Origin of the sequence: Microbulbifer sp. ALW1, assembly GCF_009903625.1 — a bacterium.
Lineage (GTDB): Bacteria > Pseudomonadota > Gammaproteobacteria > Pseudomonadales > Cellvibrionaceae > Microbulbifer.
Map to the genome: position 1 here is coordinate 3,160,438 of NZ_CP047569.1, position 17,080 is coordinate 3,177,517.

General features: G+C 56.9%; 14 protein-coding genes. 1 reads left to right on the plus strand and 13 read right to left on the minus strand.

Annotated elements, in window-relative coordinates:
• Positions 1 to 49 precede the first annotated feature (49 nt).
• The gene (locus tag GRX76_RS13155) at positions 50 to 1,432 is read left to right on the plus strand and encodes a serine hydrolase (protein ID WP_160153734.1); all 1,383 of its coding nucleotides are present in this window, start codon (positions 50 to 52) and stop codon (positions 1,430 to 1,432) included.
• Here GRX76_RS13155 and GRX76_RS13160 read toward each other — a convergent pair whose 3' ends face one another.
• The 13 genes from GRX76_RS13160 to GRX76_RS13220 all read right to left on the minus strand — a co-directional run bounded on the left by GRX76_RS13160 (position 1,433) and on the right by GRX76_RS13220 (position 16,768).
• Positions 1,433 to 1,945: an HNH endonuclease family protein gene (locus tag GRX76_RS13160; RefSeq protein WP_236250359.1), complete on the minus strand. Its 513-nt coding sequence runs from the start codon at positions 1,943 to 1,945 to the stop codon at positions 1,433 to 1,435. It lies immediately after the preceding gene.
• 252 nt (positions 1,946 to 2,197) lie between these two features.
• The gene (gene pgsA, locus GRX76_RS13165) at positions 2,198 to 2,764 is read right to left on the minus strand and encodes a CDP-diacylglycerol--glycerol-3-phosphate 3-phosphatidyltransferase (RefSeq protein WP_160153736.1); all 567 of its coding nucleotides are present in this window, start codon (positions 2,762 to 2,764) and stop codon (positions 2,198 to 2,200) included.
• Positions 2,765 to 2,844: 80 nt separating this feature from the next.
• On the minus strand, positions 2,845 to 4,659 hold the full coding sequence (uvrC, locus tag GRX76_RS13170) for an excinuclease ABC subunit UvrC (RefSeq protein ID WP_160153737.1): 1,815 nt from the start codon (positions 4,657 to 4,659) through the stop codon (positions 2,845 to 2,847).
• A 99-nt stretch (positions 4,660 to 4,758) separates the two neighbouring features.
• Entirely contained in the window at positions 4,759 to 5,403 is a 645-nt protein-coding gene (locus tag GRX76_RS13175) for a response regulator (RefSeq protein ID WP_160153738.1), read from the minus strand.
• Positions 5,404 to 5,949: 546 nt separating this feature from the next.
• Positions 5,950 to 6,966 (minus strand): UDP-N-acetylmuramate dehydrogenase, encoded by a 1,017-nt coding sequence (gene murB / locus GRX76_RS13180; RefSeq protein ID WP_160153739.1) that lies wholly within the window; start codon positions 6,964 to 6,966, stop codon positions 5,950 to 5,952.
• A gap of 117 nt (positions 6,967 to 7,083) precedes the next feature.
• On the minus strand, positions 7,084 to 7,872 hold the full coding sequence (gene kdsB, locus GRX76_RS13185; RefSeq protein WP_201276819.1) for a 3-deoxy-manno-octulosonate cytidylyltransferase: 789 nt from the start codon (positions 7,870 to 7,872) through the stop codon (positions 7,084 to 7,086).
• Positions 7,873 to 7,877: 5 nt separating this feature from the next.
• Positions 7,878 to 8,933, minus strand: coding sequence for a tetraacyldisaccharide 4'-kinase (lpxK, locus tag GRX76_RS13190; protein ID WP_160153740.1), 1,056 nt, complete (start codon positions 8,931 to 8,933; stop codon positions 7,878 to 7,880).
• A gap of 85 nt (positions 8,934 to 9,018) precedes the next feature.
• Entirely contained in the window at positions 9,019 to 10,857 is a 1,839-nt protein-coding gene (gene msbA / locus GRX76_RS13195; protein WP_160153741.1) for a lipid A export permease/ATP-binding protein MsbA, read from the minus strand.
• 114 nt (positions 10,858 to 10,971) lie between these two features.
• Positions 10,972 to 11,391, minus strand: a complete 420-nt coding sequence (locus GRX76_RS13200; protein WP_160153742.1) for a biopolymer transporter ExbD — start codon at positions 11,389 to 11,391, stop codon at positions 10,972 to 10,974.
• Between the two features lie 40 nt (positions 11,392 to 11,431).
• The gene (locus GRX76_RS13205; RefSeq protein ID WP_160153743.1) at positions 11,432 to 12,055 is read right to left on the minus strand and encodes a MotA/TolQ/ExbB proton channel family protein; all 624 of its coding nucleotides are present in this window, start codon (positions 12,053 to 12,055) and stop codon (positions 11,432 to 11,434) included.
• Between the two features lie 291 nt (positions 12,056 to 12,346).
• On the minus strand, positions 12,347 to 13,168 hold the full coding sequence (locus GRX76_RS13210) for a hypothetical protein (RefSeq protein ID WP_160153744.1): 822 nt from the start codon (positions 13,166 to 13,168) through the stop codon (positions 12,347 to 12,349).
• Between the two features lie 42 nt (positions 13,169 to 13,210).
• The gene (locus tag GRX76_RS13215) at positions 13,211 to 14,047 is read right to left on the minus strand and encodes a hypothetical protein (protein ID WP_160153745.1); all 837 of its coding nucleotides are present in this window, start codon (positions 14,045 to 14,047) and stop codon (positions 13,211 to 13,213) included.
• A gap of 195 nt (positions 14,048 to 14,242) precedes the next feature.
• Positions 14,243 to 16,768 (minus strand): DNA internalization-related competence protein ComEC/Rec2, encoded by a 2,526-nt coding sequence (locus GRX76_RS13220; RefSeq protein WP_370463924.1) that lies wholly within the window; start codon positions 16,766 to 16,768, stop codon positions 14,243 to 14,245.
• Positions 16,769 to 17,080 lie beyond the last annotated feature (312 nt).

The window sequence follows — 17,080 nt, forward strand, 5'->3', positions numbered from 1 at the left end:
CTACAGCTATATTTAGCCGGGAATAGTGTGAAACAGGCGACCCAACTCCATGGCAATTACACTCCTGGTTAGTGCTGCCTTCATTGTTACTGTTGCTATCGTTTTCGCTGCCGCTAGCACCCGCCACCTTACGTTACGCAAGCGCCGCATCCGCGCCTCAGCGCAAGAAGCTATCCGCACCCTCCTCAATATGAGTGCAAAACTGGCCTGTTCTGCGCGACACATTTCCGGATTTAGCGACAAGCAGATCCAGCAGGATCTACGAAGCTATTCGCTGCTTTTTTCGCTGGTGCGCATTTCTCACGAAAAGAATACGACTACTGCGAAGCTTTGGCGTCGCTTTCGCGCTACCGCCGAGTTTCACCCGGAGTACGGCGCCCGACTCCAGGACAGACCGCCGTCAGGCACCACGCATAACACCACACTCTTCAAAGATCCGAATCCTACACAGACACGCACACCAAATAGCGGCAAAAAAGCCTGCTGCCACAGGAACCAGAAGCTGCAGGCGCTCCTGCAGACACAGCTGCACGAGGACAACCGGCAAGGCCTGGAGACCCGTGCGCTATTGGTGATACATCGGGGACTTCTCCTGGCCGAGGCCTACGGCCCTGCCATCACGCCGTCGACACGTTTGCTGGGCTGGTCCATGACCAAGAGCCTGCTTGCAATGCTGTGGGGCAGAATGGAGGCTCTCGATTTGAGCGAGCGCTCGGAGAGAAACCTGTTTTCGGAATGGGAAGACGATGAGCGCAGCGGTATTACGCTGGAACACCTTCTGCAAATGCGCGACGGGCTCGCCTTCGATGAAAGCTACCGGGCGGGATCAGATGCCACACGTATGCTGTTCAACAGCAACCGCCACTCCCGCTACGCGCTGCAACGCCCCCTGACCCACCCGCCAGGCACCCACTTTTCTTATTCATCGGGCAGCACCAACCTGTTAGCGCGCTGGATGCACCAACGCCTGGGAGGGACGGAGGCTACAGCGCATTTCCTGCGCAACGAATTTCTCGAACCGCTGGGGATGCGTGACACCCTGCTGGAGCGGGATGCAGACGGGGTGTATATCGGCAGCTCTTACGGATACGCCACCGCGAGAGACTGGGGGCGCCTGGGGGCGCTACTGCTCAATGAAGGGCACACAGGCAACCACCCTCTTCTGGACCCCCGCTGGATCCAGCGGGCTACGGCGCCGAACGGAAGCATCAACGACCCGCGCTACGGCTACCAGTTTTGGCTGAATCATGGTGATGGCCTGCCAGCGCTATTTAGCCAGCTGCCAGCCGATAGCTATTTCATGCTGGGCAATCGCGAACAGAAACTGATGATTGCCCCCTCCTGTGAGGCAACCATCCTTCGTCTGGGCTGGTCTGCAACCCCCTACCCGGTAGAGTCCCGTTTTGGCGAAATACTGGCGCAGCTGCGCTGATTAACCGTGACGGTTTTCCAGCAGCGCGAGAAAAATCTGTGATTCCTCAGGGCTCGTCGCCAGTCCGTATTTCTTGGCAATCGCCATAAACCGCTGAATGTAGATGCGGCGAACAGGACCGTATGGCGGCATCCACTGATCCGGCCCCCGGTGCCCCTTGCTCTGATTACGACCATCATCCACCAGCCAGAGGTTTTCCGGGTCTTCCGCAAAACGACGCTTCTTCTCACGGCTCCAACCAGCGGCACCGTGATCATGGGCCCATTTGAGTGGCACTATGTGCTCGACATCCAGGTCCGAGGCTTTATCAAAGAACTCACCGGTGTAAGGATCCAGCCACAGGCCAAACGCCACCTTGCAATCTTCACGACTGGTAAAGACCACCGGGGCAAGCGAATAGCGAATCAGCAGTTCGTGACGGGTATCCTGGCAGTCTCGATCAAAATCCGACCAGCGCGGCAACCACTCGTTGCGATCATAGTCCTGCGCAAGGCCGTTACTGCCTGTAAACACGGTGAACAAAGTTAGAAAAATAACAGGAAATCTGGGTCTGGTTACTGCACGCCCGTACACGGGTCACTCCATTGGCGAAATTATTTTCCGAATGGAACGATCGTACAGCACAGCGTGTGGCGCGAAAATCACCGCGCATGAAATGTTGCGTTTTTGTGAGGAGTTTGTGAAATGAGTCCCGAAGACACTCGGGACTCAAAAGCGGCGCGAGAATTCAGCGCGTAAGTAAGGCGGGCTATTTATCGACGAGGACTACTCTTCCACTTTTGCGTCAGCCGTCAGCGCGGGCCATGCAGCACGCAGGTACACCACCATGGTCCAGAGAGTCAGCGCTGCGGCGATGTAAAGCAGGATATAACCAATGGTCTCCATGACCGGGAACTCCCGGACATCAAAGGCCAGAAGCACGATGATTGCTGCCATCTGCGCGGTGGTTTTGATCTTCCCGATATAGCTGACGGCAACGCTACTGCGTAGACCAAGCTCTGCCATCCACTCACGCAACGCCGAAACAGCAATTTCCCGCCCGATAATGACTGCAGCCGCAATGGTGAAATAGCGATGGTCGTGCAGGTCAACCAGCAACACCAGGGCCGTTGCCACCATCAACTTATCAGCTACGGGATCCAGGAAGGCTCCGAAAGGCGTGCTCTGATTGAGCTTGCGGGCAATGTAGCCATCCAGCCAGTCGGTGGCGGCGGCAATGGAGAAAATCAGCGCGGAGGCAACGTAACTCCACTTGTAAGGAAGGTAGAAGACCAGCACGAACACAGGTATCAGCGCCACGCGCAGCAGGGTTAATTGGTTGGCGAGAGTCATGCTGATCCTTTTACATTCGCTGAACACACTTCGTCGGCAGTGCGTAACTTAGCAATCTGGCACCCAAAAATAAACGCCAATCATTCATTGTGCAGGTTCGAGTATATATCCTGCGCGAGCTTGCGGCTCACACCTTCCACGCTGGCCAGCTCATTTACGGAAGCGCGCTTGATTTCCTGCAGTCCACCGAAGTGATGCAGCAACGCCCGCCGCCTGGCCGGCCCCACCCCGGGAATTCCCTCCAGAGGCGATTCCCGTCGCTTCTTATCCCGTCGCTGGCGATGACCGGTAATGGCAAACCGATGCGCTTCATCGCGCACCTGCTGGATCAGGTGGAGTGCCGGTGAATCGGACTCCAAAACCAACTCGCGATTATCGGCAACCACATGCAGGGTCTCAAAGCCCGCTTTTCGGGTAGTACCCTTGGCAACGCCGACAATTTGGACCCCGGTAACACCCAGCTCGTTCAAGGTGTCCACCGCCTGGTGCACCTGCCCCTTGCCACCATCGATCAGCAGAATATTGGGGAAGCGCCCTTCCCCACTGGAAAGACGGGTATAGCGCCGCTTCAGCGCTTGCCCCATTGCGGCATAGTCATCGCCCGCGGTAATCCCCTCGATATTGAAGCGCCGGTAATCGGACTTGACCGGTCCACCGGTATCGAACACCACACAGGATGCCACCGTCGCCTCACCACTGGAGTGACTGATGTCGAAGCACTCAAGGCGCTCCGGCAACTCCCCGAGACGCAGTACTTCCTGAAGGTTTTCAAATCGATTGTGCAGCTTCTGCTGGGATGCCGTGCGGCTCTGCAGGTTCTGGGCGGCGGCCTGTTGTGCCATTTCCACCCAGGTAGCCCGATTGCCGCGCAACTTGTTGGCCAGCTGCACGTCCTTTACGGCCTGCTCGGACAGTGCGGACTGCAGTAGCTGCAAGTCCTCCAGTTGCTCGGAAACGAGAATCTGCCGCGGAATTTCGCGCTTGGCCCCGAGATAAAACTGCGGAATAAAGGCCGCCAGCAACTCATCCGCCCCCAGCCCCAATTTCTCACTGGGATAATAACTGCGACTTCCGAGAATACGCCCCTGGCGAATAAACAATACATGGACACAGCACAGCCCGCCTTCGGTCGCCACACCCAGCACATCCACATCGCCACCGCCGCTTTCCGCTACCTGATCCGACTGTAACCGACGCAGGGCAACAATCTGATCGCGCAAACGCGCAGCCTTCTCAAACTCCAGCGCCACCGAAGCACGCTCCATTTCGCTGGCAAGCTCGCGAATGATGTTGTCGCTTTTGCCCGCGAGAAACATCTGCGCGTGCCTGACATCCGCCTGGTAATCTTCCGGGCTGATAAAATCTACGCACGGTGCGGTACAGCGCTCAATCTGGTACTGCAGACAGGGGCGTGAGCGATTGGCGAAGACACTGTCTTCACAGGAGCGAATACGAAACGTTTTCTGCAGAAAGTTCAGGCTGTCACGCACTGAAGAGGCATTGGGAAATGGACCGAAGTAGTCGCCCTGCTTGCGCTTGGCACCGCGGTGTAGCGCAATTCTGGGGAAGGTGTCTTTGCTCGAAAGAAAAATATAGGGGTAGCCCTTATCATCTTTCAGCATAACGTTGTAGGTCGGACGCTGGGACTTGATCAGGCTTTGTTCCAGCACCAGCGCTTCTGTTTCACTGCGGGTCACCGTTACTTCGATATCGGCAATTTTCTCCACCAGCGCCATGGTTTTTACGGTGAGACCGCTGGCCCGAAAATAGCTCGACAAACGATTGCGGAGATTTTTCGCCTTCCCCACATACAACACCTTTCCCTGCCCATCAAACATCTGATAGACGCCGGGTTTGCGAGTAACGGTAGAGAGAAAGCGTTTACTATCGAACATCAGGCGCTATTACGAATACTATTTCAGGGAGAAAACCGCCAGATAAAAAAACAGGGGCCGGAGCCCCTGTTTTTGGAATTACTGGTGCCAGGGAAGATTTTACACTGCTTCTTCCGGGTCCAGTACATTGTGCTTGACCGCCAGCAAGGTCAATTCCACATCGGAATGCAGACCCAGCTTTTCGAAAATCCGGTAGCGGTAGGTATTGACCGTTTTCGGACTGACCGAAAGCGTTTCGGCAATTTCCGCCACCTTATTGCCGTTGACGATCATGACCGCTGTTTGCAGTTCACGCTCGGAAAGGTCTTCAAAGGGAGAAGCACCACCACTTACACTGCGCAATGCCAGCTTGGTGGCCATGGAACTGCTGATATAGGTTTCACCGGCGACCACAGAGCGAATGGCGCGCACCATTTCTTCAAGGTCCGCACCTTTGGTCACGTAGCCGAGTGCACCGGCCTGAATCAGCCGAGTAGGGAAAAGGTCGTCATCCAGTGCACTGACAGCGATGACTTTGGCGTGTGGGAAGCGCGGAATCAGCTTGCGGGTAGCCTCAAGCCCTCCCATACCAGGCATTCGGACGTCCATCAGCACGACATCGACTGCCGTTTCCCGTACGAATGCGATGGCATCTTCGCCGCTCTTGGCTTCGCCTACCACCTGGATATCGTCGACGTCACCCAGCATGCGCGAAATTCCCATGCGCACCAAGTCGTGATCGTCTACCACTAAGACTTTTATCAAATTAGCCCCAACCACGGATTTTGAGACAGTCTTTTGCAAACTTTTCCTAGTAAATCGACCTTGCAAAAAACTGTGTTTTTTTGTTATCGCCCAGCGGGAAATACCCGCAAAGATCCATCCACAGAGCCCTTAGAGAACATACCAGACAAATGTCTGGATGCAAAGCAAGACTGTACCAACTAGGGGAGGTAGAAAACGGGAGGATTTTTGCAATTTACGGATCAATATAACGGAAAAGCACTGATGTCCGGATATTCCTTTTGGGGAGACCTGCCAGCCCCGGAGAGACGACTTACCTGCCGGGTAATTTGGGACAGCGGCAAACACGTAATTCGGGCAATCACTACGTGAGCATCATTTCCTCTTGCCCGAAGAACAAGCAACTTTGTTCCTAACGATCCTTACAGATCGGTAACAGAGATTAACCAATTTCGCGGGAAGTGAAATGCCCTCAGCATTACCCGGACAACCCTGGTGGAACAACATGCGTCACAGGCTAGCAATGTGCTCAGGGCTGGCAATTCGACTCAAGGACAGCAATGCGGCTCAAGGATAGAAACGCGGCTCAGGCTCAAGCACCACGCCAAATTTTTGCTGGATGTCCCGGGCGATATCCTGCGCAAGGTCGACGACCTGACTGCCACAACGATGCCCGGGATTTACGAGCACCAGCGCTTGCCGGTCGTGCACCCCTACCCCATCTCTCGCAAACCCACGCCACCCGGCCTGGTCGATCAGCCAGCCGGCGGCAAGCTTCCAGTCATTACCCGCGGCAAAGGCGACAAGGTCCGGGTGCTTTTGCTTCAATTCGGCGTATTGGGACGCGCCCACTACCGGGTTTTTGAAAAAACTCCCGGCGTTGGGAATCTCGACCGGGTTCGGCAACTTACTGTTGCGAATAGCGATAACGGCACTGGCAACCTGCTCTGGCGTCAGGTCTTGCTCCCCTTGCTGATGCTCGGCAAAGTATTGCTGAAGTGCCGGATAAGATACCTGCGGCTGCCACCGGGCCGGTAATTTCAGCACCACTTCACAAATCAGGAACCGGTCTTTCGCATCGCCCTTGAACAGGCTGTCGCGGTAACCAAACTGACAGGCCTCTGCGGTGAATGTAACCAGTTTCCCGGTCGCAATCTCCATGGCCGTCAATTGCTCAAACGTGTCTTTTAGCTCGACACCATATGCACCAATATTCTGAATGGGTGCGGCACCGATATTGCCCGGAATCAGCGCCAGGTTTTCCAGGCCACCGTAACCAAGCGCCACACTGTGCATCACCAGCTGGTGCCAGTTCTCACCGGCGGAAGCGCGCAGGCGCACACCATCGTCCAACGGCTCAAATTCATGCCCCAGCAGGCCAATGTGCAACGCCAGCCCCGGAAAATCGCCGGTCAGTACGATGTTACTACCGCCCCCTAATGGCAAGATCGGAAGTTGCTGCTCGCGCGCAAACGCCCGCGCTTCACGCATTTCGTCATATGAGGTCGCCGCGCAAAAGTACTTGGCCCGCGCTGCTATGGTCATGGTGTTGAAGGGCTGTAAATCGACGTCAGACTGAATCATGTATTGGCGTTTTCTTCCGGTACCGATAATTCCTGCTAGGCGAGAGTTCCTGCTAGGCGAGAGTTCCTGCTAAGCGAGCCCGGCGGCCGGCGGTTCGACGGCCTCGATCTGCTAACTCTATTGGGCAAATAACGCCCGCATCCGGTTGAGATCCTGCTCGGTGTCGACGCCACCGGGCACCTCCTCGCAGGCATCCGCCAGGTGAATCGCGTGGCCGTTGTACAGGAAGCGAAGCTGTTCCAGGGCCTCAAACTGCTCGATTGGCGCCATCGGCCAGCTGACAAACAGGTTCAACAACCCTGCCCGGTAAGCATAGATGCCAATGTGGCGGCGCGGGTTCAGTCCCTCAGGCAGCGACCCCGGCTCCCGAGCAAATGCATCGCGCGGCCAGGGAATCGGCGCTCGGGAAAAGTAACGCGCCAGCCCGGAGGCTTCAGCCACGACTTTCACGATATTGGGATTGAGGAAATCTTCGGTGGAAGTAATAGGCTCCGCCAGGGTGGCAACGCCGGCTGAAGTATTTTCCGCCAGATTACGCGCGACCTGATCGATCACCGCCGGTGGAATCAGCGGCTCATCCCCCTGAACATTGACCAGAATCCGGTCATCCGCTACCGCCAGGTTGCGCGCCACTTCCTGCAAACGATCGGTTCCCGAAGCGTGCTCCGGGCTGGTCATGCAGACTTCACCACCAAAAGCCCGCACCGCTTCCGCCACCCGCATATCGTCGGTTGCAACCACTACCCGCTCGGCACTGCTTTCACTGGCACGCTCATACACGCGCTGCACCATGGGTTTACCGGCGATTTCCGCCAGAGGTTTTCCCGGCAGGCGACTGGAGGCGTAGCGGGCAGGAATGATGACATCAAAAGCCGGCGCCACCGACTCTTTTTCTGTTGAATTCATGAGTTCTACTGGGCCTTACTCGAATCAGCTGCATTCGAGGAAAAGTTTTCAAGGTGCTGGTGTATGCGTTGATAGAACAGATCCGGAAACTGTGCCTGAACCTCGATGGCCCACCAGTGCGATTGCCAGAAATCGCGGCATTTGACCGCATCTTTCATGGTCATGATCACCGGAGTAACACCGTCCAGCTGCAGCTCCTGCTGGCTGTACTGGTGATGATCTGGGAACGCCATTTCCATCACCGTATAACCGAGCGCACGCAGTGCATTAAAAAAGCGCTGGGGGTTACCGATGGCTGCCACCCCGTGGCAGGGCCCCACCTCCGGCCCGGACTCCAACTTGAGTGTGGACGTTTGATCCAGATTGAACTGGTGCCAGCGGGATGGTGCCAGCTCCATCGCAAAGTCGATCTGTTCTCCACACTGTGACAGCACCAGCTCACTGGGCTTGCCATTGGCAACCACCATATCCACATCGGCAAGGCGGTCAACGGATTCGCGCAGTGGCCCGCGCGGCAGCAGGTGCTCATTGCCGAGCCCCCGCTTCCCATCCACTACACAGATCTCCAGGCTGCGCCAAAGCTCGTAGTGCTGCAGTCCATCGTCCGAAAGAATGACGTCGCAGCCGTGTTCGGTAATTAACGCCTCAGCCGCTTCCGCCCGCTTGGGTGACACCATCACCGGCAAACCGGTCATCAAGTGCAACATCAACGGCTCATCACCGGATTCCAGGGGGTGAGATTGTGCGGTGACGTTATAGGGATAATGCTTGGCGCGGCCGCCGTAGCCCCGGCTGATAATGCCCGGTTTACGCCCACGCTCCTGTAGCCAGCGGCCGAGCTCCGCCACGATCGGCGTCTTGCCCGCGCCACCAACGGTGATATTCCCCACCACGATGACCGGAACCGGCAGTGGTTTCGCCTGCTTGCGCTGCTTGCGCCACCGACTGCCATGACGAAACACCAACTCCAATGGCGCCAGCAACGGCAGTTGCATGCCGTCACTGTCGCCGCCGTCCGTCGCCGGATACCAGCGTTTGTTCAACCAGTCTTCAAGAGACATTGCGCTGTGCGCCCCCTGTCCAAATCCCTGATGTCATCTTTGTGCGGAGCAGTGTCGAACGTCACCGCTTCCCAAGACACTACCCTTAACCGATTGCGCCGCCTGACTGCTGCTGTAACAGCAGAGCGTATCGACCACCAAGAGCCAGCAGCTCACTGTGGGTTCCACTTTCCACGATACGACCCTGGTCCATCACCAGAATGCAGTCGGCATTTTCAATGGTACTGAGGCGATGAGCGATGACAAAGGTCGTGCGATTTTTCATCACCTCTGTCAGCGCCGCCTGAATATTGCGCTCGGACTCATTATCCAGGGCCGATGTCGCCTCATCCAGAATGAGCAGCGGAGAATCCTTCAGCAGTGCGCGGGCAATCGCCAGGCGCTGGCGTTGGCCGCCGGACAGGATCTGGGCATTGTCACCCAGCACCGTTTGCAGGCCGTCGGGCAACTCTTCGATAAAACCGCGCGCATGGGCCAGATCTACTGCCCGCTGCACTTCCTCTTCCGAGCGGTTTTCCAGCTCGCCATAGGCGATATTGCGGTACACCGTATCGTTAAACAGTACGATATTTTGCGAAACCAGGCTGATCTGCTCACGCAGTGCGGTCACCGGTACCTGGGTAATATCCACCTCATCCAGCAGAATTCGCCCGGAGGTCGGGTCGTAGAAGCGGGAGAGCAGGCTTACCAGGGTACTCTTGCCGGAGCCAGATGCGCCGACCAGTGCCACTGTCTGCCCAGCCGGTACAGAAAAGTCGATATCACTCAACACCGCGGGGCCGTCATCGCTGTAGCGGAACCCGAGGTGGTCAAAGCGCACAGCACCAGTCACCGGTTTCGGCAGCGCCAGATTGCCTCCGACCGGCTCCTTGGGAGCATCGAACACTTCGAAAATACTCTCCGCCGCAGCAATGCCTTTCTGGATTTCCGCATAAACCTCGGACAGATTCCGAATAGGCTTTGCCAGCGAGGCAGCAGCGCCGATATAAGACGCAAACACACCGGCGGTCATTGATTCGACCATGCCCGGCGCCAGGGCAAACCACACCAGCACCGCCGTGGCCAATCCGACCATTATCTGGATTACCGAAACACTCGCGTTGTCGGCAACCACCAGCTTCATGAACTGCTGGCGGTTGGCGTTACTGGCAGCCTGGAAGCGCGCATTCTCGTAGGTCTGGCCGCCGTACATGCGCACGACCTCATAACCGTTGATCGCTTCCTGGGTGACATGGGTAACATCTCCCATGGTGTTCTGAATACGATGACTCAGCTTGCGGAAACGCTTACCCACCACACTGACAATGACGGCAATAATCGGCACGAACAGGAAAAACGTGAGCGTAAGCTTCCAGTTCACCAGCAGCAGATAGGTCAACAATCCAATCGCTGTAAATGACGAGCGGAACACCGTCTTGAGCGCTTTGGTGATGGAATTGGTAACCTGCTCTACGTTATAGGCCACCTTGGAAATCAGGTAGGCACCGGTGTAGCGGTCAAAATAGCTGCTCGGCAACTGGCCGATATGCGCAAATAGTTCGGTGCGCAACTGATGAATCACCGCGCGCGCGACATACGCCAGACCGTAGCTCCCGATAAAATTACCCACGGCCCGCAATCCAACGATGACCAGCATCAGTACCGGCACCAGCCAGCGGGCGGTTTCCTGGGGCATAACGCCGCCCGGGAAATATTTGGCGACAAATTGCGCGAGAAACCCCCGCCCAGAATTGATGCCAGAGCCGACAGCATCGAGCAACAGCTCGGTCACCGCAATCAGCGCAACTTCCATGAAAGAAAAGAGGAAAAAGCCGAAAACCGCGACAACAAACAATGGCCACTGGGGAACAGCGTAGGAAAGCAGACGTCGGTAAGTTTGCGCACCGTGTTGGGGCTTCTGCGCAGGCAGGGGGGATTTTTGCATAAATATCTTGGCAGCGTGTTCTCCGTAAATGGCCACAACCGCAGGTGAAGTACTCGCTGCGGAGGGCGCCGGGGAGCGCGGTTTACGATCCCCGACGGTTCAACACTTTATAGATTACTGTTCGTCCGGCTGCCGGGTGGTAATACTGAGATGCACAAATCCCAGTTGGCCGGCCGCGTCCATCGCACGAACCACCGCCTGGTGTTGTGCGGTGGCATCGGCAGTAATGATCAGCGGGCGATTGTACTCGCCAGCAGACACTTCCGACAGGGCAGATTTCAGCGTGGCCAACTTCTTGTTGATCAGCGCTCGCCCATCGACGGAGTATGAGCCATCCGCGTTAATCAGAATTTCAATGGTTAAAGGAGGACTCTCAACCTGCGGCCCCGCGGCTTCCGGCAGGTTCAGCTGGAGATGGCTCTCCTTGGTAAAGGTGGTGGACACCATAAAAAAGATCAGCAACAGGAATACAATATCGATCAACGGTGTAAGGTTGACCCCTTCCTGCTCGGTATTCTGGCGACGAAATTGCATCTAGCGCTCCTGCCTATATAGCGTAATTGGCGTTGCGCGCTCAGGCTGCAGCTTCAATGCGGCGATCGCTGTGCAGGGCGTCGACCAGTTTGACCGCCTCCTGCTCCATGGTGACCACAATGGAGTCGACTCGGCGCTGAAAGTAACGGTGCGCCATCAAGGCAGGGATGGCCACACTCAGACCCGCGGCGGTGGTAATCAGTGCCTGGGAGATGCCACCTGCAAGCACCCCTGGGTTACCGGTGCCCTCAAGCATAATCGCGGTAAACACCTGGATCATGCCCACTACGGTACCCAGCAGCCCGATCAGCGGAGCAACTGCGGCAATGGTGCCGAGTACATTCAGGAAACGCTCCAGCTCGTGTACTACCTGGCTGGCAGCCTCCTCGATACTGTCTTTCATGACCTCACGGCCATGACGGGAGTTCGACAGACCGGCGGCAAAAATGCGCCCCAGCTGGCTGGAATCCCGCAATTCCTTGATTTTCTCAGTGGTCAACTGGTTGTTTTTTAAACCGCTCCAGACTTCACCCAGCAAGGCGCGGGGGGCAATCTTGCGCTCGTTAAGCGTCCACAGGCGCTCGATGAAAATAGCGATAACAGCAACGGAACAGAGCAGGATTGGCAGCATTAGCCAGCCGCCGGACTTTATTATTTCTAACACTTTTTTTAGGCCCAAAACAACGGTACAAAATGTGACCAACCCCAAGGGTAACGGGTTAGGTAGTAGCGGGAGACTCTACCACAGCTCATCCCGGTGAGCTAAGTGGCCGATGGGCATGTTTTTCATCCTTGTGAACCGGATTGCAATTCCAGCCACGCTGTCAAAAGCGGGCCCGGGTCCTTGATATGGGGCACTTCTGTAGCAGATCAGCGAGCAGATAAAAAAATAGCCGCACAAGTGCGGCTATTTTTAATACTACGCGTATTAATAGTAAGCGAGCTTACCTGCCTATTACTTTCCCGGGCGCTCGGGGCGCTGGGGTTTTTCTGGTCGCTCAGCCTTTTCTGGGCGTACCGGCTTCTCGGGACGATCGACCTTAGCAACGCGCTCAACCTTAGCAACGCGCTCAACCTTTGCAGCACGCTCCGTGTTTGCAGTGCGTTCCGCACGAGCCAAATCACGGTCTGCATGCTTCTCGGCACGCATGGACTTTTGTACGTCCCGGCTAGCCAGTTTTTCCGTCATATCGGGACGATTAGAGTGTATGCCGCTCATGATCTCGCCGAGGTTTACGCCCAGCTCCTTGGCAATATTGCCCCAACCCATACCGTCAACCTGGCGCATACGCAAGATTTCGTTCAGGGACTCATCCGCGGTCATGCCAAGTTCGCCTTCCAGTGCTTCCGCCTGGGACATACCCGCCAGTTGCTCGGCCAGCGCCATGGTGATCAGCACATTGCCATAACCCATGCCGGCACCAGCGGTTGCCCCTTCTTCGACTTCCACACCGTCTTCGGTTACTTCAACTTCCACCCCTTCTTCGGAGACTTCGACGTCAACCACGACGTCTCCCTCGCCCTCTGCAACAGGCTCAACATAGCGAATGCTGCCGTCACGCAGACCGGCCACAACACCCTGCGATGCTTCGTCACTACCAAAGAAGTCACTGAACATACCCGCGATACGATCGCCCGATACGGTATTGGCAACTTCAACCACCTCAACCTCAGTGGTGTCCGTTTCCGGCATATCTTCGTTTGCCCACACGTGAGAAGCACAGGCAATGCCTGCAAGCACCGCAGCCAGCGCGGTCGTTTTAAAAGGAATATTCATTGTATTTCTCCTGCTTGGCTAATATTTGCACTCGCCTGCGCGCTAGTCGCGCGGGCGGTAACTGATCTGGAAACCGACTCCCTGATCGGGGCTGCTATCCGTAAGGCCGATGTACCCGTACACCATGCCCGTCCATTGATCGCTGAGCTTGTGGCTCAAATAACCAAAGATTTCCGTTTGTGGATCACTGGCCGACGTCACCGCCTGCTGATAATCCAGCGAGGCGCCGATACTTGAAATTTCACTTAGGCGATAACCCGTTCCCACCGAGGTGTACCAGACATCCCGCAATTCGGTTTCCGGAAGGTCGCCCTTGTATTTTTTTGCCAAAGTAAAAGAGGGCGTCAGGTCGCCAATGACCGTGAAGACTTCTGCCTGCAGGGTGTAATCCGCTTCACCGGTTCCCAGACCTTTATTCTCATCCGCCAGTGGCAGTTTGTATTTGGCAGACAGGTCGACAAAATACTGCTGGGCAATCGGCTCCAAGCTGTAGGTACCGGTCAACCACAAGTCGCCGATTCCAGACTCCTTGATCAACAGGGTTTCATCGCTCGTCTGCCCTCCCCCGTTACCATTGCCATTGCCGTTACCGTTGCCATTTCCAGGACCGACAACAATTCCGCCATCCCCGCCGGGGATTACGCCACCCGGGCCCTCCATTTGTGTCCAGGGCAAGGACGCCTTGAATGTCCAACTGGCGTTCGGTGAATAACTGGCGGTGAAAGGTGTGGAAACGATATCGGTGTCAACGGAGTCACCATAGCTTCCGCTACTGATGTCTGTTCCCAGGGAGTACTTCCACTCCGACGCGGACGCACCCCCGCAAGTAACGAGACTCACGACCATTACGGAAGCCGTAGTCAACTGATTGAATTTCATGCAAATAACCGGTACTTCTGTTTGCTGAATGTTGGCGCAACGGTACCACCGCGGCAGAGGCCAAACCTTGACCCAGCTCTCACAGATCCGTCGATTGGAAGACAATTTTCATAGATGGGAAGTAACGGACGGCAATCAGGATTCAGGCGTCGCAACCACAAGGTGCACAGGCGCACAAACAGGCGCACACATCCGTCACTCGCAAGGCGCCAAGCCACCGTGATGGTCGACGCTGAGCCAGAATTTTGGCGCACTCCGCGCGCATTGAGTGTCCGGTGCTCGCGCGATTGAAGACCAGGAGAACGTTATTCCACCCGTTTCTGCGGTATTGAATTGCTGTACCTTTCTCGACGCATAGCGCTCCACCACCTCCGGGTGCGGATGGCCAAAATGGTGTCGAAAGCCAGCGCTGAAAATGACTTTGCCGGGGCGGGCCCACTGGATAAAGCCCGCTGAAGAGGAAGTCCGTGAACCGTGGTGCGGAGCGACCAGCACATCGATCGGCGCAAAATCCGGATACAGCGCCTGCAGCTGAGACTCTACCCGGCTGGAAATGTCCCCAGTCAACAGGATCCGCGCGCCGCGCCAGGCAAGCAGGCCCACGCAACTGTGATCGTTTTCTTCGCCGCTCATTGCCCCCGAGCGCGGCCAGAGCCAGGTCAGCGATAATTCGCCGAAGGTTTCGCGATTCCCGGCAATACAGGGGGAGGCTCCTGGAAAACCCGTTGCGTGATCAATCGCCGCCAATCGATGCGGCAGCCGTCCTGGCCCAATAAGGCGCCGCGCCGGCAGCCGCTGCAACAAACCGGCAACTCCGCCCGCGTGATCCCGGTCGCCGTGGCTGACTACCAGGGCATCCAGACTTTGTCGCCCCTGCCCGATCAGATAGGGCGCCGCAACACTGCTACCGCCACTCCAGCCACCTGCGGAATCCGCCCCGCTATCGAATACCAGTGTATGGCGCTCGGTTTCCGCGGCGACCGCGAGCCCCTGCCCCACATCCAGTACCGTGAGTTGAAAATACGGTGCAACCGGCCGCTGCCAGGGCAACAGGCCGACGGCCACCACCGGTAACAAACACCAACCCAAGTGTCGCCCAGGCACCCCGCGGGGCAGCAGCAGGCAGAGGCAACTGATGGCGAGCATCCCCGCCAGGGCCACACCGGGTACAGGCAGAGATTGCCAACCAGGTAATACACGATCGGCCCACTGCAAAAAGTCCATCAGGCATCCCAGCTGCCAGTCGGAAAACTGCCACAGCGCCGTCTTCAAAGGTGCCAGAGGTACCGCAGCCCCAAGCAAGACGGCAGGGAGAATCAGCAGGCCCAGCCAGGGAATCGCAATCAGGTTCAGCACCAGCCCGCTGACGCTGATTCCAGAAAAGATCAGGACTGAGGGTAACAACAGGCCAACCAAAATGGCCCACTGGCTCTGCATGGCCCCCCGCCCCCAATCCAGCAGCCGGTTAAGTGCGCCTGAATGCGACGAACCGCTGCGCCCCTGAAAGCGCAGTATCAGAACCCCCACCGCCACAAACGAGAGCCAGAACCCGGCGTTCAATACCGCCAGGGGCTGCAGCAACAATACCGCGGCGAGCGCCAGCGCATAGGCCAGATCCGCGCTGATCCTGCGGCGACTCAGCAGTGCCAATATGCCCACCGCAGTCATGATCAAGGCGCGCTGTGCCGACAATGGCGCACCGCTGACCAGCGTATATCCTGCAGCAGCGAGCAGTGCAGCCACCCCCGCCAACAGCAACGGGTTCTGCGCATAGCGCCATCCCGTCAAACCCAGCAGACGACCGATCAGCCCACCCAGCATGAAAAAGCAGCCAGCGACCATTCCCACATGCAGACCGGAAATGGCCAACAGATGCGCGGTACCGGTGCGCTGCAGCAGCGCCTGATTCTCGGCATCCAGGCCAGTCTTGTCCCCCAATAGCAAGGCGCCTATCAATGCCTGGTGGTCGAGCCCGCGCCGGTGGATTTGCGCGCGCAACGCTTCGCGCACTGCATTCAGCCCGGTACCCGGAGTTAAAAATTGCGGCGCCCCATCCTGGTCGCGCACATAACCCGTGGCATAAATTCCCTGCTGCAACAGCCAGGCTTCATAATCAAATGTATGGGGATTGGCGCTGCCGCGGGGCCTTTTCAGGCGCACTGTCATTTGCCAGTGGCTACCTGCAGCCAAGTCCCTGAGGGTGGTGCTGTCCGCCCGATACCAGCCAAGCAGCAGGTCCTGCCCTACCAACCCCGGCGCCGACGCCTCAAGCACACGCGCGCGAAATCGAGCATCCAGGTAACCGGTAACGGACCTGGGTTTCGGACCAAATGAGAAAGTTGCGGGGGATTTTTGTGGGAGGGAGCTGAGTTGGACGCGAACCTTGAAGTCGGCTCCGTGCAGTGGAAGTGGCAGCCTTTGCGAAAGCGACTGATGATTCGAGGAAAGGCCCCAGCAAGTACCCAGCAGAAACGGCAGGACAAATCTGTAGAGCGCCCATCGTATACGCCCAGGCGCGGGCACCACACCGAGGACAACAAGGGCCCCCACGACCAGTACACATACGCCGGCCATCCCGGCAATGCCCGCGTCAAAAGGGAGTCTTGGCCAAAGAGCTACCTGGCCCACCCCCGCGGCCAATGCCCATAGCCCGAGACCCGGCCGGGCCTGTTTCCGGCACAGACTTCCCCGGTCGGGCACCATCCTAAGCCCTCCATGCATACCCAATCCGCCCTTCCCTAGGCCTTAAAAAACACCAGCACGCCCTTGGCTACCCCACCAAGTCGCCATGCATCAAGCGGTTCTGATTTAACTGACCTGGCTGGTGAGACACAAGCAGTAAGACCAGTCTGCGAGCGATCAACACTCCGACTAAAGCTGCCAATCACCCCATACCTGACTTTTAAATACCGCCCGGTCACAAATCCTTCAAATTACCGCCCAAAATCCGTCAAAAAACTTTCAAGAAGCTTACACATTTAACCTTTTTGTAACATTCGGTGTGCAAACTGCGCCGCATCTGAACTCAAGCTT